Origin of the sequence: Mycobacterium sp., assembly GCF_040398885.1 — a bacterium.
In the GTDB taxonomy this organism is placed as follows: Bacteria; Actinomycetota; Actinomycetes; order Mycobacteriales; family Mycobacteriaceae; genus Mycobacterium.
In genome coordinates this window covers 20,181-38,484 of record NZ_JBBATF010000009.1, presented here as the reverse complement: position 1 = coordinate 38,484, position 18,304 = coordinate 20,181, and the positions used below count along the sequence as shown (strand labels likewise).

Here is an 18,304-nt window from a genome sequence, read left to right as displayed (position 1 = left end):
CCAACTTGATAGGGCCGTAGCCGTTACGTGATCTGCTCGTGATGTGAGCTAGATCATGGCTAGCCGCCCGCGAACGGGGGGAGGACGTCCAGGGTCTGGTGCGCCCGCAGCACAGTGGTTCGGTCGCGAACCGCCACCCCGTCGCAGAGGAATGAACACTTCTGTAACAGAAGTATCATTTTGTCACTCTGGCCACATAGTTCTCGCAGCAGGTCGTCCACCGTTGCGCCGGTCTGGAGGGTAACCACCGTGCTGTCGGCGCCGGCCTCGTCCCGCGCCGCAGCAAAGTATCGGACGGTGATGGCCATGGTGGACGTGACGTCGGTCATATTCGGGCCTCTGCGGCGGGATTTCCCGGAGACATGCTCAGCCCCCGATGGCGCTCATCGGGCGGTCCGGCTGGACGAATCCGGGGTCGTTGATGCCGTGTCCGGCGGCCTTCGCCCACATCGCGGTGCGCCAGGCGAGTTCGATCTCGGCATCGTCGGCGCCGCCTCGCAACAGGCCGCGAAGGTCGGTCTCCGCGGTGGCGAACAGGCAGTTTCGCACCTGGCCGTCGGCGGTCAGCCGGGTGCGGTCGCAGGCGGCGCAGAACGCTTCGGACACCGAAGCGATGATGCCGACAGTGGCCGGGCCCCGGTCAACCTGCCAGAGTCTGGCCGGCGCCGAACCCCGCGGCGCCGGGTCGGGTGTCAGCTCGAACGCGCCCCGGAGCGCGGCCAGGACGGCCGCGGCGCCGACCGCCGACTCCCGGCTCCACCGATGGCCGGCGTCGAGCGGCATCTGCTCGATGATCCGAAGCTGGTAGCCGTGCCGCAGGCAGAACCGCAACAGTTCGACGGCGTCGGCCGGTCCGGAGACCGGATCGAGCACCGCGTTGACCTTCACCGGGGCCAGCCCGGCCGCGGCGGCGGCGGCGAGGCCGGCAAGGACGGAGCCGAGCCGATCGCGGCGGGTGATCGCGGCGAAGCGCGCCGGATCCACGCTGTCCAGCGACACGTTGATCCGGTCCAGCCCCGCGGCGGCCAGTCCGGCGGCCCGCTGCGCCAGACCGACGCCGTTGGTGGTCAGGGCGATCTCCGGCCGGGGCCGCAAGCCCGCGGCGACCGCAACGATGTCCTCGAGCCGCCGGTACAGCAGCGGCTCGCCGCCGGTGAACCGGATGTTCGACACTTCCAGCCGGGTGACGGCCAACCGCAGCAGCCGGCTGAGTTCGTCGAAGCCGAGCCGCTCCTCGGACGGCAGCCAGTCCAGCCCCCCGGCGGGCATGCAGTAGGTGCAGCGCAGGTTGCACCGGTCGGTCAGCGACACCCGCAGATCGGTGGCGGCGCGGCCGTAGGAGTCGATCATCGGGCCCCGCCGGGGCATCGCGTCCGGCGGCGGTCGGTCGCGGCGGACGGCGGGCAGACCCAATCCGGTCGGCGTCATGTCCGGCCCGGGGCCGGGGTATGCGCCCTGCCGGACGGCTTGAGGTCGGCCGGCGCCCCGGGGGCGCCGACGATCGTCAACCAGACGATGTTCCCGACCACGCGCATATCTTCCTCCAGGCGGTAGGGCCAGCCTATCGGACCAAACTCGGGGGTCCGGCCGTGCCGCGGTTGAGTAGGATCGCTCAGGCGCGCTATCGCGGGCTCATGGTCACGTCAGACAAGCAGGTGAGATCCAAGTGCCGACCGGCAGGGTTAAGTGGTACGACGCCGAAAAGGGTTTCGGCTTCCTCTCCCAGGAGGACGGCGAGGACGTCTACGTCCGCGCCTCGGCGTTGCCTGCCGGCGTCGAGGGCCTCAAAGCCGGGCAGAAGGTGGAGTTCGGGATGGCCGCCGGCCGCCGCGGCCCGCAGGCCCTCAGCGTCACGCTGATCGAGTCGCCGCCGACCCTCGCGCAGCGCCCGCGTCGGGAGAGCAAGCCCACCGCCGATCACAAGCACTCCCCCGATGAACTGCACGGCATGGTCGAGGACATGATCACCCTGCTCGAGGGGGCGGTCCAGCCCGAACTGCGTCGCGGCCGCTACCCCGATCGCAAGGTCGCCCGCCGGGTATCCGAAGTGGTGCGGGCCGTCGCCGCGGAACTCGACGCCTGAGCGTCAGTTCCACGCCAGCCGCACCGACCACTCGGCGTGCGGGAGGTCGTGGAGTTCGCCGTTCTGGTCCTGCACCAGCGTCAGGAGTTGGACGACCAGGCCGATCAGCCTGCCGCGCCGGGGGTCGACGGTCGGCACCGTGACCGCCGGCTGCGTGCCCGGCCGGTAGGCGGTGGTGGTGGTGTCGCGCTCGTCGGAGTAGACGCGCAACAGGCGCCAGGGCGCGCGGCTGATCGCGGCCGGCAGCGACAACTGGACCGGTTGGCGCTCGGTCACCGGGAGTTGGCCCTGCACACCGTCTTTGACGCAGTCGTTGAGATCCACCACATTGCAGTACAGGTAGGGCTCGACGCGGACGGTCGTCCCGCGGGAGTAGGCGCTGATCTCGGGCAGCCCCGCGCCGTGGTCCCGGGTCAACCGCCAGGCGCCCACCCCGGCGCCGGCGGCGGTCAGAGCCACCAGTGCCGCGACGATCCAGGCCAGGTGGCGTCTCACCGGCGTGCCACCGCAGGGCGGCCCTCCGGTTCGGCCAGCACCGGCCGGTTCCCGCCGAAGCCCGGGATCAGCGAGGCGCCGCGGTGGCTGACCACCGTCTGCGCCAGGGCCGGGATGAGCAGGGCCGCGATCGCGGTGAAGCCCACCCAAAGTTCGGTGTACACCAGAACTCCCATCGCGCCGCCCGTCACCCAGGCAAGCTGTAACACCGATTCGGAACGGCCGAAGGCCGACGCGCGGGATTCCTCCGGCAGATCGTCCTGCAGCGAGGCGTCCAGCGAGGCCTTGGCGAGGGCACTGGCCGCGGAGGTGACGAAGGCCGCGACCGCGGCGGCGACCAGGGTGCCCGTGACGGCGGCGATCAGCGCCATCGCCGTGACCGCGACGGCGGCCCGGACCACCAGTACGGCGGGCCGGCCCAACGGCAACCGGGCGGCGGCGAAGTTCCCGCCGAAGTTCCCGATGCCCGCCGCGGCCCCGATGCCGCCCAGGATCCCCAGCTGGACCCAGCCACTGGCGGCATGGGCCTTGGCCACGAAGGCCGGGTAGAGGAACAGGAAACCGACCATCATCTTGATGGTGCAATTTCCCCACAGCGCGGTGATGATGTTGCGGCCCAGGGGTTGTCGCCGCGGGCCGGTGCGGCTGATCACCTCGGTGGGGTGGTCGTCGAGCCAATCCCATTCCCCGCCGTGCCCGTGATAGGTCAGCGTCGCCGGGACCTCGCCCTCGGTGACCTCCACCCACCTGGGGATCCGCATCGTCAACGACGCGCCGGCCAGTGTGACGAAGACGACGACGAACAGTGCGCCGGGCAGGTTCAGCAGCCTGGAGAACACGTACTCCGCCCCCGCGGCGACACCGCCGCCCACGAGGGTGCCGCCGACGAGCCCGAACGTCGTCAGCCGCGAGTTGACCCGGACCAGGTCGATGGTGGGCGGCATCACCCGCGGGGTGACCGCACTGCGCAGGACCGAGAAGGACTTCGACAGCACCATCATCCCCAGCGCACACGGGTAGAGCACCCACGACGGATAGCTGCCGGTGGCGGGGTCGTAGTTGGAGATCAGCACCACCGCCAGCACCGTCCGCAGCAGGAACGACATCGCCAGTGCGGCGCGCCGGCCCTGCTGCAACCGGTCCAGGGCGGGCCCGATCAGCGGCGCGATCACCGCGAACGGCGCGATGGTGATCAGCAGATACAGCGCGACCCGGCCCCTGCTCTCGCCGGTCGCCGCGGCGAAGAACAACGTGTTGGCCAGCGCGACCGCCATCGCGGCGTCCACCGCGAAGTTGGCGACCACCGGCCAGGTCAGCGCCGTCAGCCCCGACTTGTCGGCGCCGTCGGCGGTCGCGGCCCGGTGCACCATCGAGTACATCCGGGACCCCATCTCCGCCGCGGCGCGGGTGACCCCCGCCCGTTCGCCGGGATCGGGCGGGCGGGTCTCACCGCCGTCGGAGTAGCGATAGGCCCTCCGCCGGTCCCCGAGTGGGGGCAGATACCGGTTGCCGCGGTCGGCGTCGGAGTCCCCGGGGCGGGAACCCGGTTCGCCGCTGGGGTAATTGGCCATCCCGGGGTGCGGACGGCCACGGCGGAGTGGTCCCGGCGCCGGGTCCGGGCCGGGGTCCTCACGCCGTCCAGACACGACCCCGATTCTCCACTATGTCCGGCCGCCCGCGCGGCCCGGCGGCGCCGGTGGCACCCGGTGAGGCAAGATTGTCAGCGATGGACAGCCAGATCGACACCGCCGACCCCGCGGCGGCCGGCCCCGCCGAGCCGCCGGCGGACGTCGCCGCCCTGCTCAACGGTGCGGCCGACCCGGCTCGCCGGGCAATCGTCGAGTTCAGCGGCGAGACCGTCGGCGCCTATCTGGGCGTGGTCATCGAGGACGAGGCTTCGGCCACCCACCGATTCCTGACCACGATGCCGGGCTACCAGGGCTGGCAGTGGGCCGTGGTGGTGGCCGCGTTCCCGGGCGCCGGGCACGTCACCATCAGCGAGGTCGTGCTGGTACCCGGACCCACCGCGCTGCTGGCGCCGCCGTGGGTTCCCTGGGAGCAGCGGGTCAAGCCCGGAGACCTCGGCCCGGGTGACCTGCTGGCTCCGCCTCCCGACGACCAGCGGCTGGTGCCGGGGTTCCTCGCGACCGGCGATCCGCTGATCGACGACACCGCACTGGAGGTCGGCCTCGGCCGGCGCCGGGTCCTCAGCGCGCTGGGGCGCGACGATGCCGCGCAGCGCTGGCACGACGGGGACCACGGCCCCGAGTCGCCGATGGCCCGGGCCACCAAGCGGGTGTGCCGCGACTGCGGCTTCATGACGCCACTGGCCGGGGCGCTCGGCGTGCGTTTCGGCGTCTGCTGCAACGAACTCGCCGCCGACGGCCGGGTCGTCGACTTCTTCTACGGATGCGGCGCTCACTCCGACACCCCGGCGCCACAGGGCACCGGGTCGCCGGCCTTCGAGCCCTTCGACGACGGGGTTCTCGACGTCGTCGAGATCACCCCGGCCGAACCGGGCGAATCAGATTCCGAGGCCGAGCCCGAGCGCCAGCCCGAGGCTGAGGCCGAGCGCCAGCCCGAGCCTGAGCGCCAGCCCGAGGCCGAGGGCGTCGACCTGAACGTCGAGGCGGAGCAGTCCGGCGAGCAGGCCGAGGCCCCTGCCGAGGACCGGCACGGGGCGCCGGAAAGCTAGCGGCCCTCGGCGGCGGCCTTGATCCGGGCCAACCCCTGGTTCATCCCCTCGAGAATCTCGTTATCGAAGCCCTCGACACCGCCCAGCAGCACCTTGGCGATCGCGCCGGACAGCGCCGCCCGCATCCCGTCCTGGGCGTGCCGGGTCTCGATCAGACGCGTACCGGTGGCGGTGGGCTCCAACTCGTAGCTCCACGCTGTGGTGTTGGCCGGAATGCGAAAGGCGAACTTGTGCTCGGGAACCACTTCGGTGATCACCGAAGTGGTCGGCCAGAACAGCCTTCCGCGCCGGTTGATGTTGACAGTGTGGGTACCAGGCCGAATTGGGCCCAGCGCCTTCATCGTTCGGCACTGCGGACTCCACTGCGGCATCTGGCTGGGGTCTGAGACCAGGCCCCACACCTTTGCAACCGGTGCGTTGATCTCGATCTCAGCCCTCAGAATCGGCGCAGCCATTGACGATCTCCTTCATCTAGTCTGGGCTCCGTTCAAGCCCGGTCTGTGCCCCACGGGACCCCCGCCGGGCGGCGGCGCGCTGCCACCGGAAGAGCGAGAACCCGAACACGCCCACCCCGAGGCCGGCGACCGTCACCGGACGCCAGCCCGCCAGGGCGGGAACGGCGAAGGCCGCCACGGCGGCCAACGCCCACAGCATCACCCCGGCGGCGATCACCGGCCGGGGATCCAGCAGTGCGGCCGGCAAGTCCGGGGGAGGTCGTCCGGCCGGCGGGTCCTGGGGGGTCATCGTGTTCACCGTAACCGAACCCTCGGCGCGTACGTTATCGCCCATGCGGGGCGACGTCATCGACATCACCGACCCCGGTGATGAACGGGTCGACGACTTCCGCGAACTCAACAGCGCCGACCGGCGCCCGGATCTGCCCGGCGGCAAGGGCCTGGTGATCGCCGAGGGTGTGCTGGTGGCCCGGCGCATGCTCGCCTCCCGGTTCACCCCGCACGCCTTCCTGGGCACCGGCCGGCGGTTGACCGAACTGGCCGAGGATCTGCGCGGTGTCGACGCCCCGTTCTACCGGGCCTCCGCCGAGGTGATGGCCGCCGTGGTGGGCTTCCACCTCAACCGCGGCGTGCTGGCCGCCGCCCGCCGGCCGGCCGAACTCGGCCTCGCCCGGGTGCTGGCCGGGGCGAGGACGGTCGCGGTGCTCGAGGGGGTCAACGACCACGAGAACCTGGGCTCCGTTTTCCGCAACGCCGCCGGGCTGGGCGTGGACGCGGTGATCTTCGGCGCGGGCTGCGCCGACCCGTTGTACCGGAGGGCGGTGCGCGTCTCGATGGGGCACGCGCTGCTGGTTCCCTTCGCCAGGGCGCAGGACTGGCCGCGGGATCTGGAGGTACTGCGGCACAACGACTTCCGGCTGCTCGCGATGACGCCCGACCCGAGGGCCTCCTCCCTTGCCGATGTGATGGAGACGATGCGCCGCGACAGGGTCGCGGTACTGGTCGGGGCCGAGGGGCCCGGCCTGACGGAGACCGCGATGCGGGCCTGCGATGCCAGGGTCCGGATCCCGATGTCGCGGGGAACCGACTCGCTCAACGTCGCCACCGCCGCCGCACTGGCGTTCTACGAACGGGCGCGCTTGGGCGACTCGGCGGAACGATAACCTCGAACCCGTGTCCGACGAATCGACGCCGTGGGCGACCGGTCTGACCGTGGCGGCCTTCGTGGCGGCGGTCGTCGCCGGGGCGATCATCGTGCTGAGCATGGGGATGGCGCGGGTGAATCCGTGGATCGCGGTGGGGCTGAACCTGGTTGCGGTCGGCGGACTGGCGCCGACGTTATGGGACTGGCGGAAGACACCGGTCCGCCGGTGGTTCGTCCTGGGTGGCGCGGTCGGAGTGGCCGTCGGCTGGACGGCCGCGTTGGCGCTGGCGCTCCGTTAGCGGGCGCGGGCGCGGGCGTTCAGCGGTCGCCGCTGGTGCGCACTCCCAGCAGAACGTCCTCCCAGGCGGGGATCGCCGGCTTGCGGCCGGCCTTCCTGGCCGCTGCCGGACCGGGGTTCGGCTCGGCCGGGTCGGATGCCGTGCCACGGGCCGCGGGCCCGGCCAGGGCGGTCGGCACCGCCGCCGGCGCCGACTCCTCGGCCGGCTCGGCGGGTACGTCGAACTCCAGTTGCGCGACCGGGGCGACCCGGCGCAGCGGACGCTCGAACTCCGGGTCGATCAGGGCGCTGGCTTCCTCGTCGATGGCGGTGACGGTGCCGCCGTGGGCGCCGGGGGTGAACCGGAAGTGCGCGCAGTTCTCCGAGAGGCCGGCCCGCCAATCCATCCGGACCGTCCAGCGGCCGTCCTCGTTGCGCCAGGCGTCCCAGTTGGTGTCCTTGGAACTCAGCCCGCGCTCGGCGAGCGCGGCGGTGACGGTCTCCAGCAGGGTCTCCACCGTCGGGCCCTCCGCCAGGACCGGATGGGCGGCCGTGGCCAACTCGGCGGCTCGCTGGCGTTCCAGCAGCACCGGGTGGGCGAACCGCTCGATCTTCGAGACGTCCACCCCGGAGCTCTGCGCGAGTTCCTGCACGGATGAACCGGCCCGGATCCGGGCCTGAATGTCCTTGGGACGCAACACTGTTCTGACCTCATTGTCTCGGGAAGCCGGTGCCTGCCGGGCGGCATCGCCGCGGACCGCGGCGCGCAGGCGGTCGTCCAGTCGCACCAGGAACTTGTCGGCCGGGTTGCCACCCTCACAGATGATGTGGTTGCCGCCTACATCGAGTCCTACAAGTGTGAGTTCCCGCATCTCGACCTCCTTCGGACCGGACCATAACGCGGTGTTCTCTGACATATAGGAACGGACACGCCCGTGTTACAAATGAGGCTAGAGGTGTTCGACGACCCAGTCCACGCATCGGGTCAGCGCACTGACATCGTCGGGTTCGACGGCCGGGAACATCGCCACCCGCAACTGGTTGCGGCCCAGCTTGCGGTACGGCTCGGTGTCGACGATGCCGTTGGCCCGCAGCACCTTCGCGACCGCCGCCGCGTCGACGTCGTCGGTGAAGTCGACGGTGCCGACCACCTGGGAGCGCAGCGCAGGGTCGGCGACGAACGGGGTCGCGTAGGAGGAGGCCTCGGCCCAGCCGTAGAGCCGCGAGGAGGAGTCCGCCGTGCGCTTGACCGCCCAGTCCAGGCCTCCGTTGCCCAGCATCCAGTCGACCTGCTCGGCCAGCAGCACCAGCGTTGCGATGGCCGGGGTGTTGTAGGTCTGGTTCTTCAGGCTGTTGTCCACCGCGATCGGCAGCGAGAGGAAGTCCGGTACCCAGCGGCCGGAGGCGGCGATCCGCTCGACCCGCGCCAGGGCCGCCGGCGACATGACGGCCAGCCACAGGCCGCCGTCGCTGGCGAAGTTCTTCTGCGGCGCGAAGTAGTAGGCGTCGACCTCGGTGATGTCGACCGGCAGGCCGCCGGCCCCGGAGGTCGCGTCGATGAGCACCAGTGCCTCGCCGGCCCCCGCCGGCCGACGCACCGGAACCGCCACCCCGGTGGAGGTCTCGTTGTGGGCCCAGGCGATGGCGTCGACGCCGGGGTCGGAGGTGGGCTCGGGAGCGCTGCCGGCGTCGGCCTTGATGACGATCGGGTCGCCGACGAACGGGTTGGCCGCCACCGCGGAGGCGAACTTGGCGCTGAACTCGCCGTAGGTCAGGTGCAGCGAGCGCTTGTCGACGAGCCCGAAGGCGGCCGCGTCCCAGAAGGCCGTCGCACCGCCGTTGCCGAGGATCACCTCGTATCCGTCGGGCGCCGAGAACAGCTCGCGCAGCCCGTCGCGGACCCGGCCGACCAGATCCTTCACCGGCGCCTGCCGGTGCGAGGTGCCGAACAACCCGGCGGCGGTGGTGGTCAGCGCGGTCAACTGCTCGGGTCGGACCTTGGAGGGCCCGCATCCGAAGCGCCCGTCGGCGGGCTTGAGATCGGCGGGAATCGTGAGCCGGGCGGTGTCAGCCATGCGCACAAGCGTAGGGAGCAGGTGGCGCGAGGGAAAATCGAGCATGGACAGTATCCGGTACCTGCGGTACCGTCGGTATACAAAAACCGCCCCTATGTAAACCGAGTGGGAGGCTTGTCATGGCGAGGACCAAAACGGTCGGGCGCTGGCGCCACAACACGGTCGGGCGCTGGCGCCACAACACGGTCGGGCGCTGGCGCCACAACATGGAGGTGCGCGACGACGCCGGCTACGTGGACATGCTGACCACGCTGTCGGAGGGCTCGGTGCGGCGCAACTTCAACCCGTACACCGACATCGACTGGGACTCCCCGGAGTTCGCCGTCACGGCCGACGACGAGCGGTGGATCCTGCCCGCGAGTGATCCGCTGGGCGGCCATCCCTGGTACCGGGAGCAGCCGGTCGCCATCCGGATCGCCATCGGGCAGTGGCGGCAGGCCAATGTCGCCAAGGTTGGCCTGCAGTTCGAGTCGGTCCTGATCCGCGGGTTGGCCAACTACGCGTTCTGGGCGCCGAACGGGTCGCCGGAGTTCCGCTACTGCGTGCACGAGGCGATCGAGGAGTGCAATCACACCCTGATGTTCCAGGAGATGATCAACCGGATCGGCGTCGACGTCCCGGGCCTGCCGCGGCTTCTGCGGTGGGTCTCCCCGTTGGTCCCGTTGGCGTCGGGCCCGCTGCCGATCCCGTTCTTCTTCGGGGTGCTCGCCGGCGAGGAGCCCATCGACCACACCCAGAAACAGGTGCTGCGCGAGGGCGGGGATGGCAGGGAACTGCACCCGATCATGGCGAAGGTGATGGCCATCCACGTGGCCGAGGAGGCCCGGCACATCTCCTTCGCACACGAGTACCTGCGTAAGCGGCTGCCGCAGCTCAACAGCCGCCAGCGACTGATGCTCTCGATCAGCGTGCCGCTCATGATGCGGATCCTGTGCCAGGCCATCCTGGTGCCGCCGCGCAGCTTCTTCCGCGAGTACGGCATCCCGCCGGAGATCCGCGGGGAGCTGTTCTTCGCCTCGCCTGAGTCGCGGAAGTGGTTGCAGGACATGTTCGGTGACGTGCGGATGCTCTGTCACGACACCCGCCTGATGAACCCGCCGGCGAGGCTGCTCTGGCGGCTGTGCAAGATCGACGGCGCGCCCAGCCGGTTCCGCAGCGAACCGCAGCGCCGCCACCGCAGCGCCGCCTGACGGTTTCTCCCATCGCCTTCTCCCATGCCCCACGTCATCACACAGCCCTGCTGCAGCGACGGTTCCTGCGTGTACGCCTGCCCGGTGAACTGCATTCATCCCACGCCGGACGAACCGGGGTTCGCCTCCGCCGAGATGCTCCACATCGATCCGGCCGCATGCGTGGACTGCGGCGCATGCGTGTCGGCCTGCCCGGTCGGCGCCATCCGCCCCGACAGCCGGCTTACCCCGGAGCAGTTGCCGTTCATCGCGATCAATGCCGACCACTACCCGCCGCGGCCGGCCGGGGTGAAGCTCCCCCCGACCTCCGGGCTGGCGCCGGTGCCGCCGGCGCCGCGGGTGCTCGGCCGCGGACTGTCGGTGGCGATCGTCGGTTCGGGGCCGGCCGGGATGTACGCCGCCGACGAACTGCTGACCCAGGCCGGGGTGCGGGTCAATGTGTTCGACAAGCTGCCGACGCCCTACGGGCTGGTGCGGGCCGGGGTGGCGCCGGATCATCAGAGGACCAAGTCCGTCACCGCGCTGTTCGACCGGATCAGCCGTTCCCGGGGATTCGCCTACTACCTCAACGTCGAAGTGGGAAGACACCTTTCGCACTCCGAACTGCTCGACCACCATCACGCCGTCGTCTACGCCGTCGGCGCGCCCCGTGACCGTCGACTCGACATCGACGGGATGGGGCTGCCCGGCACCGGCAGTGCCACCGAGACGGTCGCCTGGATCAACGGGCACCCCGAATTCGCGCAACGCCCGGCGGACCTCCGACACCCGCGGGTGGTGGTCGTCGGCAACGGCAACGTCGCACTCGACGTCGCCCGCATCCTCACCGCCGACCCGGGCCGCCTCGCGGGGACGGATGTCTCCGACATCGCGCTGAAGACGCTGCGGGCCTCGTCGGTGCGCGAAGTGGTGGTGGCCGCCCGGCGCGACCCGGCCGACTCCGCCTTCACCCTGCCGGAGCTGATCGGGCTCACCGGCGCCGCCGACGTGGTGCTCGACGCCGCCGACCGGGCCCTGGTCCGCGCGGACCTGCGGAACGCCCGCGACCCGGTCACCCGGGCGAAGTTGCGGATCCTGGCAGGCCTGGCCGACGCCGCCGCCGAAACTTCCCGGCCGCGGATCCGGTTGGCGTACCGGCTCACTCCGCAGCGCATCCTCGGCGCCGGCCGTGCCGAGGGAGTGGAATTCTCCCGCACCGACTCCGGTGCGACGACGACGATCGACGCCGGTCTGGTTCTGAGCTCGATCGGCTACCGCGGGGCCCCCGTGCCGGACCTGCCATTCGACGAGAGCGGCGCCGTGGTGCCCAACGACGCCGGCCGGGTCATCGACCCGGCGACCGGCGCAGCGGTCACCGGCGCCTACGTCACCGGCTGGATCAAACGCGGCCCCACCGGCTTCATCGGCACCAACAAGTCCTGTGCCATGCAGACCGTCGCGGCGCTGGTCGACGATTTCAACGCCGGACTCCTGGCCGACCCCGGCGGGCGCCCGGCGGCCCTGGCGAGACTGGTGCGCGACCGGCAACCCGACCTGGTCGACGCCGACGGTTGGCGCGCCATCGACGCCGCCGAGATCGCCCGTGGCCGAGCCCGGGGCCGGCCGCGGCTGAAGTTCACCTCGGCCGAGGAGATGCTCGCCGCGGCGGGCCGGCGGCCGCCCCGGCCGCGCCGGCCTTCGCTGCGCCTGGCCCGGTAGAACCCGGCGTCGGACCCGATCGCCGGGTGGGCCCGCCCGGGCGTAGGTTGAGTCCGTGGTTGACGGACATGGCAGCGAGGCCCCCCACCGCCTGGCGTCGATGCGGGTGGAGTACGGCTCGGTGGAGAAGGACGGCAGCAGCGACCTCGACACCGACTGGCTGGCCGGCGGTTGGCTCGCCCTGCTGCACAACTGGATCGACGACGCAGATCAAGCCGGACTGGCCGAGCCCAACGCCATGGTGCTGGCCACCGTCGAGGACGGCCGACCGGTCACCAGAACCGTGCTGTGCAAGAGCGCCGACGCCGACGGCATCACGTTCTACACCAACTACGACTCCGCCAAGGGCGCCGATCTGGCGGCGACGCCGTACGCCTCGGTGACGTTTCCCTGGTACGGGCTGGGGCGGCAGGTGCACATCCGCGGTGCGGTCGGCAAGGTCGGCCCGCAGGACACCGCCGAGTACTGGGCGCGCCGGCCCCGCGGGTCCCAACTGGGCGCCTGGGCGTCGCAGCAGTCACGCCCCGTCGCATCGCGTGCGGACCTGATGGCCCAGCTCGCCGCGGTGACCGAACGATTCGCCGACCGGGCCGACGTGCCGGTGCCCCCGCACTGGGGCGGCTACCGCATCGCGGTCGAGACGATCGAGTTCTGGCAGGGCCGAGAGAACCGCATTCACAACAGGATTCGGGTCACCCCCGGCCGGCCCGACCGCATCCAGAGGTTGCAGCCCTAAGCGGGGGTCCCTGCCGCTGTAACACGCACTTAACACTCAGCCGGGGTTTCTTCCGGCGCCACCGGCCTACGATCGAGTTGTGGCTCAAGGCCCCAAGGAGGCGTCCCCCGGGCTGCGGGAACGCAAGAAACAGCGCACGAGGGCGACTTTGGTCGACGTCGCCGCGCGGCTTTGCGCCGAGCAGGGCTACGAGCGCACCACGGTCGACCAGATCGCCGCCGGCGCCGACGTGTCACCGCGGACCTTCAGCCGCTACTTCCCCAACAAAGAGGCCGTCATCGCGGCGCTGATGGAGGAGATCTCCGCGGAGGTCGCGGACGCGCTGATCCGCCAGCCGCACGACATCCCCGAGCACGAAGCTCTGGTCCGGGCGCACACCGAGGTGCTGCGAGCCGGCGAGCAGGCCAAGCCGGGAGCGGGATCCTTCGACCGCATGCGCGGCTTCCTGAGCATCGTCAACAGCACCCCGATGCTGAGCCTGGCCACCTTCACCTACCGGCCGGACGGTTCCACCCACGCGGTGGTCGAGGCCATCGCCGGGCGGATGGGCCTGCCGGTGACCGATCCGGCGGTCCGGGTGGTGTTCGACACCTGGGCGGTGCTGATGGCCACCGCGCTGGGCAGTCCCGGCACCGACGCAAGCGATCCGCGGGCCGTCAGCGACCGCATCGAGGAAACCTTCGCGATTTTCACCCGGCTGTGGAAGCCCTGGAATCCCGGAACGCCCGCGTCGGAGCAGACCCCCCCGGGCGGGCCGGAACGATAGCGACTACTTTCACCTACAGCGCACAGTAGCGTGACCTCAGAACGGGCCGACCGGAACCGTCCGACAGCAAAGAAGGGGTTGATGTGGCCGCGACCGACGACACCGCCTCCCTCCGTTACCCCGGCGGTGAGCTGGACCTGGATATCGTCCATGCGACCGAGGGTTCGGATGGGATCGTCCTGGGACCGCTGTTGGCCAAAACCGGCTACACCACCTACGACCAGGGGTTCGTCAACACAGCCTCGACCAAGAGCGCCATCACCTACATCGACGGCGACGCCGGCATCCTGCGCTACCGCGGCTACCCGATCGACCAGCTGGCCGAGAAGTCGAGCTTCCTCGAGGTCAGCTATCTGCTGATCTACGGCGAGCTGCCGACCGCCGATGAGCTCGAGCAGTTCACCACCAAGATCCAGCGGCACACCCTCCTGCACGAGGATCTCAAGCGCTTCTTCGACGGCTTCCCGCGCAACGCGCACCCCATGCCGGTGCTGTCCAGCGCGGTCAACGCGTTGAGCGCCTACTACCAGGACTCGCTGGACCCCCTGGACCACAAGCAGGTCGAGCTGTCCACCATCCGGCTGCTGGCCAAGCTCCCGACCATCGCGGCCTACTCGTACAAGAAGTCGGTAGGCCAGCCCTTCCTCTACCCGGACAACTCGTTGAGCCTGGTGGAGAACTTCCTGTTGATGACGTTCGGGCTGCCGTCCGAGCCCTACGTCCCGGACCCGGAGATCGTGCGGGCCCTGGACATGCTGCTGATCCTGCACGCAGACCACGAGCAGAACTGCTCCACCTCGACGGTGCGGCTGGTCGGCTCGTCGCAGGCCAACCTGTTCACCTCGATCTCCGGCGGCATCAATGCGCTGTGGGGTCCGCTGCACGGCGGCGCCAACCAGTCGGTGCTGGAGATGCTGGAGAAGATCCGGCTCTCCGGAGGCAACGTCGAGGAATTCGTCCGGAAGGTCAAGAACCGCGAGGACGGCGTCAAGCTGATGGGCTTCGGCCACCGGGTGTACAAGAACTACGACCCGCGGGCACGCATCGTCAAGGAGCAGGCCGACAAGATCCTCGGCAAACTGGGCGGCGACGACGAACTGCTCGACATCGCCAAGGCGCTCGAAGAGGCGGCGCTGACCGACGACTTCTTCGTCGAGCGCAAGCTCTACCCCAACGTCGACTTCTACACCGGCGTGATCTACCGCGCGATGGGGTTCCCGACCCGGATGTTCACCGTGCTGTTCGCCCTCGGCCGGCTGCCCGGCTGGATCGCACACTGGCGGGAGATGCACGAGGAGCCCAACAAGATCGGCCGGCCGCGGCAGATCTACACCGGTTACGGCGAGCGCGATTATCTGTCCCTCGGTTCGCGCTGAGACCGGCTCACCGAGTTTCCAGCACCGCCATCGCGGCATTGTGACCCCCGACGCCGGACACCGCTCCGCCGCGGCGGGAACCTGAGCCGCACAACAGGATTCGCTCATGTCCGGTGGCCACTCCCCACCGTCGCGCGGGGGTGTCCAGGGGGTCGTCGTCATCGGCGAACGGCCAGGCCAGTGCGCCGTGGAAGATGTTGCCGCGGGTCAGCCCCAGACCGGCCTGCAGGTCCACCGTCGTCTTGGCCTCGACGCACGGCCGGCCGTGGGCGTCGGTCATCAGCACATCCTGGACCGGTTCGGCCAGAACCGAATTCAGCGAGGCCAGCACCGCGTCGGTGAGCCGCTGACGCATGGCGTCGGGCTCGCGGACCTGCAGGGCGTGCGGGACATGCAGGCCGAACACCGTCAGCGTCGCCGCCCCGGACTCGCGCAGGCCGGCCGACAGGATGCTCGGGTCGGTGAGCGAGTGGCAATAGATCTCACACGGCAGCGGATCGGGCACCGCGCCGGTGGTCGCCGCGGCGTAGGCGGCGTCGAGTTGAGACCACGTCTCGTTGACGTGGAAGGTGCCGCCGAACGCCTGCTCCGGGGAGACGGCGGTGTCGCGCAGGGCGGGCAGTCGGCGCAGCATCAGGTTGACCTTCACCTGGCAGCCTTCGGCCAGGTCCGGTTCCGGTTCGCCGAGCAGGCCCGACAGCACCGCCGGGGTGACGTTGGCCAGTACGTGGCGGGCGTGCACGCGGTGTTCGGCATCGCCGATGCGGTAGCTCACCTCCCCTTCGGGGTTCAGCGTCAGAACCTCAGCGCCGGTGAGGATTTCGGCGCCGTGGGATGCCGCGGCGCCCGCGAGCGCGCCGGTCACCGACCCCATTCCGCCGACCGGCACGTCCCACACCCCGGTCCCGCCGCCCAGCAGGTGGTACAGGAAGCAGACGTTCTGGCTCAGCCCGGGGTCGTCGAGCCGGGCGAAGGTTCCGATCAACGCATCGGTGGCCATCACCCCGCGCACCAGGTCGCTGCGCACGGCGTCGGTGATCGCGGTCCCCACCGGCTCTTCGATCAGCCCCCGCCATGCCGCGCCGGCCCGGGCGCCACCGGATGCCAGCACGTGGCGGCGGGCTTCCGAACGCCGTCGCAGCGGCTCGACCAGCGTCGGCCACAGCGGTTCGGTCACCCGCCGGCAGCTGCGGTAGAAATCGGCGAACCCGGCCGCGGCGGCCGCCGCCCCCACCGCGGCGAAGCTCGAGGCCTCCCCGATCAGCAGCCCACTGCGGCCCGCGTCGGCCGGGTCGGGGGTGTAGGAGGCGTACCTGCGGCGGGCCAGCCGCACCGGGGCGCCGAGGTCCTCGACGATGCGGGCCGGCAGCAGGCTCACCAGATAGGCGTACCGGGACAGCCGGGCGTCGACGCCGTCGAAGGCCGGCGCCGACACCGCGGCCCCGCCCACCTCGGGCAGCCTTTCCAGCACACGTACCCGCAGCCCGGCCCGGGCCAGATAACCCGCGGCCACCAACCCGTTGTGCCCGCCGCCGACGATGACGGCGTCGAGGGCGTCCGAGCACGCGTTGGGCATGCCCTTCAGCTTATGGACCGGAACCGGTGTCGTGCGGTGCGCGCCGCCGGTCCGGAAGGGGGCGCTACGGTGATGCGGTGAGCAAACCTGAGATCGAGGCACCCGACGGCCCGCCGCCCACCGACCTGGTCATCGAGGACCTCGTCGTCGGCGAAGGGCCGGAGGCCAAGCCCGGAGACACCGTCGACGTGCACTATGTGGGAGTCGAGTACGACTCCGGCGAGGAGTTCGACAGCTCCTACGACCGCGGGGAGTCCATCTCGTTCCCGCTGCGCGGTCTCATCCGGGGCTGGCAGGACGGCATCCCGGGAATGCGGGTGGGCGGCCGAAGGCAGCTGGTCATTCCGCCCGAGCAGGCCTACGGGCCGGCCGGGGCCGGCCACCGGCTGTCGGGCCGGACGTTGATTTTCGTCATCGACCTGCTCGGCGTCCACTGACAGATGACGGGTTCGGGAGGCGCGCCGCAGAGCGCCCCGGCAACCGGGTTGCGGACCGAATCGCGCTACTACCGCCGCGCGCCCGGATGGGGCTGGTTGCTCGGTCTGCTGCTGATCCCGCTGCTGTTCGGATGGCTCGGATGGAGCGCGCCAGAACCCAGGGTGAGCGTCAGCGCCCCGAGCAGCACCGTGACCCCGCCGAGCGCGGCCGTCCCGGCGCTGAACCCGGCCCCGCTGTCGATCGTGCGCAACGGCAACGATTTCACCCTCACCGGTGAACTGCCCGACCTGTCGGTCAAGGACAGACTTCTGGGCTCACTCAAAACGACGCTCGGATCCACGGTGAACCTCATCGACGGACTGACCGTCAAGACCGGCGTCGAGGCGCCCGAGCTCGCCGGGATCGTCCCGGTCTTCGAAGCGGCCGACGGGATCGGCGACTTCGGCTTCGATCTGGCCGGCGACGTCCTGACCCTTACCGGAACCGCCCCCTCGGATCAGGTCAAGGACGGGGTGGAGGCGGCCGGTCGCGCCGCCTGGCCCAACGTCCGGATCGTCAACGACATCCAGGTGAAGGGCCCGCCGGCCGCCACCGGTTCGTGCGCGGACCTGCAGACGGCAATCAACGCCGCGTTGACCACCCCGATCGCCTTCCAGACCGAGGAAACGGTCCTGACGGCCGCAACCAAGGCGGAGTTGACCGCCGTCGCGGCGGCGATCAAGGCCTGCCCGGCCGCGAAGATCACGGTGATCGGCCACACCGACGACACCGGCGACGATTCGGAGAACGTTCCGTTGAGCGGCAACCGGGCCAAGTCGGTCGCCGATTACCTTGTCTCCCAGGGTGTCCCGGCCGGGTCGGTCACGTCCAAGGGGGTCGGGTCGTCCCAGCCGGTCGCCAGCAACAAAACGGCCGAGGGCCGCGCCGAGAACCGGCGCACCGAGATCACCGTCAACTGAGCCCGACAAGTGGAGGGGGAGTAGCACGAGATGGCTTTCGTCACACAATGGTTGTGGTACCTGCTGGCCTTTCTGGCCGGCTCGGGGGTCGCCTTTGCGATCGCCGTCCTGACCGTCCGACGGACCAGCAGGGAGCAGGCGATCGCCGACCTGCCGGCCGGGTCGCGCGAGATCGGATCACGTTGATGCACGACGTGAACTGGTGGCTGACGGGCCTGGCCTTCACACTGGGCCTGCTGCTGACACTGGCCATGATGATCCGGCGGGTCACCTGCACGGTCGGCGCGAAGGCCGGCGAGGCCGGCGAGTTCGGGGAAATACCCGAGGGCGACTGACGCGCC

General features: G+C 70.6%; 22 protein-coding genes. 13 read left to right on the top strand and 9 right to left on the bottom strand.

Translation table 11 applies throughout. The features are described 5' to 3' along the window. Positions 1-59: 59 nt before the first annotated feature. Together ADBZ5U_RS01935 and moaA are read right to left on the bottom strand one after the other, a co-directional pair. A complete protein-coding gene (locus tag ADBZ5U_RS01935; RefSeq protein ID WP_526261786.1) occupies positions 60-329 on the bottom strand; it encodes a MoaD/ThiS family protein in 270 nt (89 codons plus the stop codon). 37 nt (positions 330-366) lie between these two features. Next, the gene (moaA, locus tag ADBZ5U_RS01930) at positions 367-1,428 is read right to left on the bottom strand and encodes a GTP 3',8-cyclase MoaA (RefSeq protein ID WP_526261784.1); all 1,062 of its coding nucleotides are present in this window, start codon (positions 1,426-1,428) and stop codon (positions 367-369) included. 238 nt (positions 1,429-1,666) lie between these two features. Between moaA and ADBZ5U_RS01925 the strand changes: the two genes are divergently transcribed. Continuing rightward, positions 1,667-2,083, top strand: coding sequence for a cold-shock protein (locus tag ADBZ5U_RS01925; RefSeq protein WP_526261782.1), 417 nt, complete (start codon positions 1,667-1,669; stop codon positions 2,081-2,083). Positions 2,084-2,086: 3 nt separating this feature from the next. Here the strand turns inward: ADBZ5U_RS01925 and ADBZ5U_RS01920 are convergent, their stop codons facing one another. Further along, positions 2,087-2,578 carry a DUF2771 family protein gene (locus ADBZ5U_RS01920; protein ID WP_526261780.1) on the bottom strand — a complete coding sequence of 164 codons (492 nt, stop codon included), beginning with the start codon at positions 2,576-2,578 and terminating at the stop codon, positions 2,087-2,089. Continuing rightward, a complete protein-coding gene (locus ADBZ5U_RS01915) occupies positions 2,575-4,224 on the bottom strand; it encodes an MFS transporter (protein WP_526261778.1) in 1,650 nt (549 codons plus the stop codon). The genes ADBZ5U_RS01920 and ADBZ5U_RS01915 overlap by 4 nt, the downstream gene beginning before the upstream one ends. 80 nt (positions 4,225-4,304) lie before the next feature. Here ADBZ5U_RS01915 and ADBZ5U_RS01910 point away from each other — a divergent pair, with 80 nt between their 5' ends. Continuing rightward, positions 4,305-5,273 (top strand): DUF3027 domain-containing protein, encoded by a 969-nt coding sequence (locus ADBZ5U_RS01910; RefSeq protein ID WP_526261776.1) that lies wholly within the window; start codon positions 4,305-4,307, stop codon positions 5,271-5,273. On the opposite strand, the gene ADBZ5U_RS01905 is transcribed toward ADBZ5U_RS01910, so the two are convergent. Both ADBZ5U_RS01905 and ADBZ5U_RS01900 read right to left on the bottom strand, forming a co-directional pair. Continuing rightward, complete coding sequence (locus tag ADBZ5U_RS01905; protein WP_526261774.1) at positions 5,270-5,728, bottom strand: SRPBCC family protein; 459 nt, start codon at positions 5,726-5,728, stop codon at positions 5,270-5,272. The two genes, ADBZ5U_RS01910 and ADBZ5U_RS01905, sit on opposite strands and share 4 nt — an antisense overlap. Positions 5,729-5,744: 16 nt before the next feature. Continuing rightward, positions 5,745-6,017, bottom strand: a complete 273-nt coding sequence (locus ADBZ5U_RS01900; RefSeq protein WP_526261772.1) for a DUF2530 domain-containing protein — start codon at positions 6,015-6,017, stop codon at positions 5,745-5,747. Positions 6,018-6,060: 43 nt separating this feature from the next. On the opposite strand from ADBZ5U_RS01900, the gene ADBZ5U_RS01895 reads away from it, so the two are divergent. Both ADBZ5U_RS01895 and ADBZ5U_RS01890 read left to right on the top strand, forming a co-directional pair. Continuing rightward, the gene (locus ADBZ5U_RS01895) at positions 6,061-6,891 is read left to right on the top strand and encodes a TrmH family RNA methyltransferase (RefSeq protein ID WP_526261770.1); all 831 of its coding nucleotides are present in this window, start codon (positions 6,061-6,063) and stop codon (positions 6,889-6,891) included. Between the two features lie 10 nt (positions 6,892-6,901). Next, complete coding sequence (locus ADBZ5U_RS01890; protein WP_526261768.1) at positions 6,902-7,171, top strand: DUF2537 domain-containing protein; 270 nt, start codon at positions 6,902-6,904, stop codon at positions 7,169-7,171. Positions 7,172-7,190: 19 nt separating this feature from the next. On the opposite strand, the gene sepH is transcribed toward ADBZ5U_RS01890, so the two are convergent. Continuing rightward, on the bottom strand, positions 7,191-8,021 hold the full coding sequence (gene sepH, locus ADBZ5U_RS01885) for a septation protein SepH (RefSeq protein WP_526261766.1): 831 nt from the start codon (positions 8,019-8,021) through the stop codon (positions 7,191-7,193). 78 nt (positions 8,022-8,099) lie between these two features. Beyond that, positions 8,100-9,224 carry a phosphoserine transaminase gene (gene serC, locus ADBZ5U_RS01880; RefSeq protein WP_526261764.1) on the bottom strand — a complete coding sequence of 375 codons (1,125 nt, stop codon included), beginning with the start codon at positions 9,222-9,224 and terminating at the stop codon, positions 8,100-8,102. 119 nt (positions 9,225-9,343) lie between these two features. Here serC and ADBZ5U_RS01875 point away from each other — a divergent pair, with 119 nt between their 5' ends. From ADBZ5U_RS01875 to ADBZ5U_RS01855, 5 genes are all read left to right on the top strand, one after another. Further along, entirely contained in the window at positions 9,344-10,414 is a 1,071-nt protein-coding gene (locus ADBZ5U_RS01875) for a diiron oxygenase (RefSeq protein ID WP_526261762.1), read from the top strand. A 24-nt stretch (positions 10,415-10,438) separates the two neighbouring features. Continuing rightward, a complete protein-coding gene (locus tag ADBZ5U_RS01870) occupies positions 10,439-12,112 on the top strand; it encodes an FAD-dependent oxidoreductase (RefSeq protein WP_526261760.1) in 1,674 nt (557 codons plus the stop codon). Between the two features lie 100 nt (positions 12,113-12,212). Continuing rightward, positions 12,213-12,848, top strand: coding sequence for a pyridoxamine 5'-phosphate oxidase (gene pdxH / locus ADBZ5U_RS01865; protein ID WP_526261796.1), 636 nt, complete (start codon positions 12,213-12,215; stop codon positions 12,846-12,848). A 79-nt stretch (positions 12,849-12,927) separates the two neighbouring features. Next, positions 12,928-13,614: a TetR/AcrR family transcriptional regulator gene (locus ADBZ5U_RS01860; RefSeq protein ID WP_526261758.1), complete on the top strand. Its 687-nt coding sequence runs from the start codon at positions 12,928-12,930 to the stop codon at positions 13,612-13,614. 83 nt (positions 13,615-13,697) lie between these two features. Continuing rightward, positions 13,698-14,990 carry a citrate synthase gene (locus ADBZ5U_RS01855; RefSeq protein ID WP_526261756.1) on the top strand — a complete coding sequence of 431 codons (1,293 nt, stop codon included), beginning with the start codon at positions 13,698-13,700 and terminating at the stop codon, positions 14,988-14,990. Positions 14,991-14,997: 7 nt separating this feature from the next. Here the strand turns inward: ADBZ5U_RS01855 and ADBZ5U_RS01850 are convergent, their stop codons facing one another. Beyond that, entirely contained in the window at positions 14,998-16,566 is a 1,569-nt protein-coding gene (locus ADBZ5U_RS01850) for a phytoene desaturase family protein (RefSeq protein ID WP_526261754.1), read from the bottom strand. A 77-nt stretch (positions 16,567-16,643) separates the two neighbouring features. On the opposite strand from ADBZ5U_RS01850, the gene ADBZ5U_RS01845 reads away from it, so the two are divergent. Genes ADBZ5U_RS01845 through arfC form a run of 4 tightly spaced genes read left to right on the top strand, consistent with a single transcriptional unit; the run spans position 16,644 to position 18,298 of the window. After that, the gene (locus ADBZ5U_RS01845; RefSeq protein ID WP_526261752.1) at positions 16,644-17,003 is read left to right on the top strand and encodes an FKBP-type peptidyl-prolyl cis-trans isomerase; all 360 of its coding nucleotides are present in this window, start codon (positions 16,644-16,646) and stop codon (positions 17,001-17,003) included. A gap of 3 nt (positions 17,004-17,006) precedes the next feature. Next, positions 17,007-17,963, top strand: coding sequence for a channel-forming protein ArfA/OmpATb (arfA, locus tag ADBZ5U_RS01840; protein WP_526261750.1), 957 nt, complete (start codon positions 17,007-17,009; stop codon positions 17,961-17,963). 30 nt (positions 17,964-17,993) lie between these two features. After that, complete coding sequence (gene arfB / locus ADBZ5U_RS01835) at positions 17,994-18,149, top strand: channel accessory protein ArfB (protein ID WP_526261748.1); 156 nt, start codon at positions 17,994-17,996, stop codon at positions 18,147-18,149. Beyond that, positions 18,149-18,298 (top strand): channel accessory protein ArfC, encoded by a 150-nt coding sequence (gene arfC, locus ADBZ5U_RS01830; RefSeq protein WP_526261746.1) that lies wholly within the window; start codon positions 18,149-18,151, stop codon positions 18,296-18,298. Before arfB ends, arfC begins: the two co-directional genes overlap by 1 nt. Positions 18,299-18,304 lie beyond the last annotated feature (6 nt).

What these genes read in the sequence shown, in the direction of transcription:
- ADBZ5U_RS01935 (WP_526261786.1), bottom strand. Translation starts at nt 329, where the DNA reads ATGACCGACGTCACGTCCACCATGGCCATCACCGTCCGATACTTTGCT.
- moaA (WP_526261784.1), bottom strand. Translation starts at nt 1,428, where the DNA reads ATGACGCCGACCGGATTGGGTCTGCCCGCCGTCCGCCGCGACCGACCG.
- ADBZ5U_RS01910 (WP_526261776.1), top strand. Translation starts at nt 4,305, where the DNA reads ATGGACAGCCAGATCGACACCGCCGACCCCGCGGCGGCCGGCCCCGCC.
- ADBZ5U_RS01905 (WP_526261774.1), bottom strand. Translation starts at nt 5,728, where the DNA reads ATGGCTGCGCCGATTCTGAGGGCTGAGATCGAGATCAACGCACCGGTT.
- ADBZ5U_RS01900 (WP_526261772.1), bottom strand. Translation starts at nt 6,017, where the DNA reads ATGACCCCCCAGGACCCGCCGGCCGGACGACCTCCCCCGGACTTGCCG.
- ADBZ5U_RS01895 (WP_526261770.1), top strand. Translation starts at nt 6,061, where the DNA reads ATGCGGGGCGACGTCATCGACATCACCGACCCCGGTGATGAACGGGTC.
- sepH (WP_526261766.1), bottom strand. Translation starts at nt 8,021, where the DNA reads ATGCGGGAACTCACACTTGTAGGACTCGATGTAGGCGGCAACCACATC.
- serC (WP_526261764.1), bottom strand. Translation starts at nt 9,224, where the DNA reads ATGGCTGACACCGCCCGGCTCACGATTCCCGCCGATCTCAAGCCCGCC.
- ADBZ5U_RS01875 (WP_526261762.1), top strand. Translation starts at nt 9,344, where the DNA reads ATGGCGAGGACCAAAACGGTCGGGCGCTGGCGCCACAACACGGTCGGG.
- ADBZ5U_RS01870 (WP_526261760.1), top strand. Translation starts at nt 10,439, where the DNA reads ATGCCCCACGTCATCACACAGCCCTGCTGCAGCGACGGTTCCTGCGTG.
- pdxH (WP_526261796.1), top strand. Translation starts at nt 12,213, where the DNA reads ATGCGGGTGGAGTACGGCTCGGTGGAGAAGGACGGCAGCAGCGACCTC.
- ADBZ5U_RS01850 (WP_526261754.1), bottom strand. Translation starts at nt 16,566, where the DNA reads ATGCCCAACGCGTGCTCGGACGCCCTCGACGCCGTCATCGTCGGCGGC.
- arfA (WP_526261750.1), top strand. Translation starts at nt 17,007, where the DNA reads ATGACGGGTTCGGGAGGCGCGCCGCAGAGCGCCCCGGCAACCGGGTTG.
- arfB (WP_526261748.1), top strand. Translation starts at nt 17,994, where the DNA reads ATGGCTTTCGTCACACAATGGTTGTGGTACCTGCTGGCCTTTCTGGCC.
- arfC (WP_526261746.1), top strand. Translation starts at nt 18,149, where the DNA reads ATGCACGACGTGAACTGGTGGCTGACGGGCCTGGCCTTCACACTGGGC.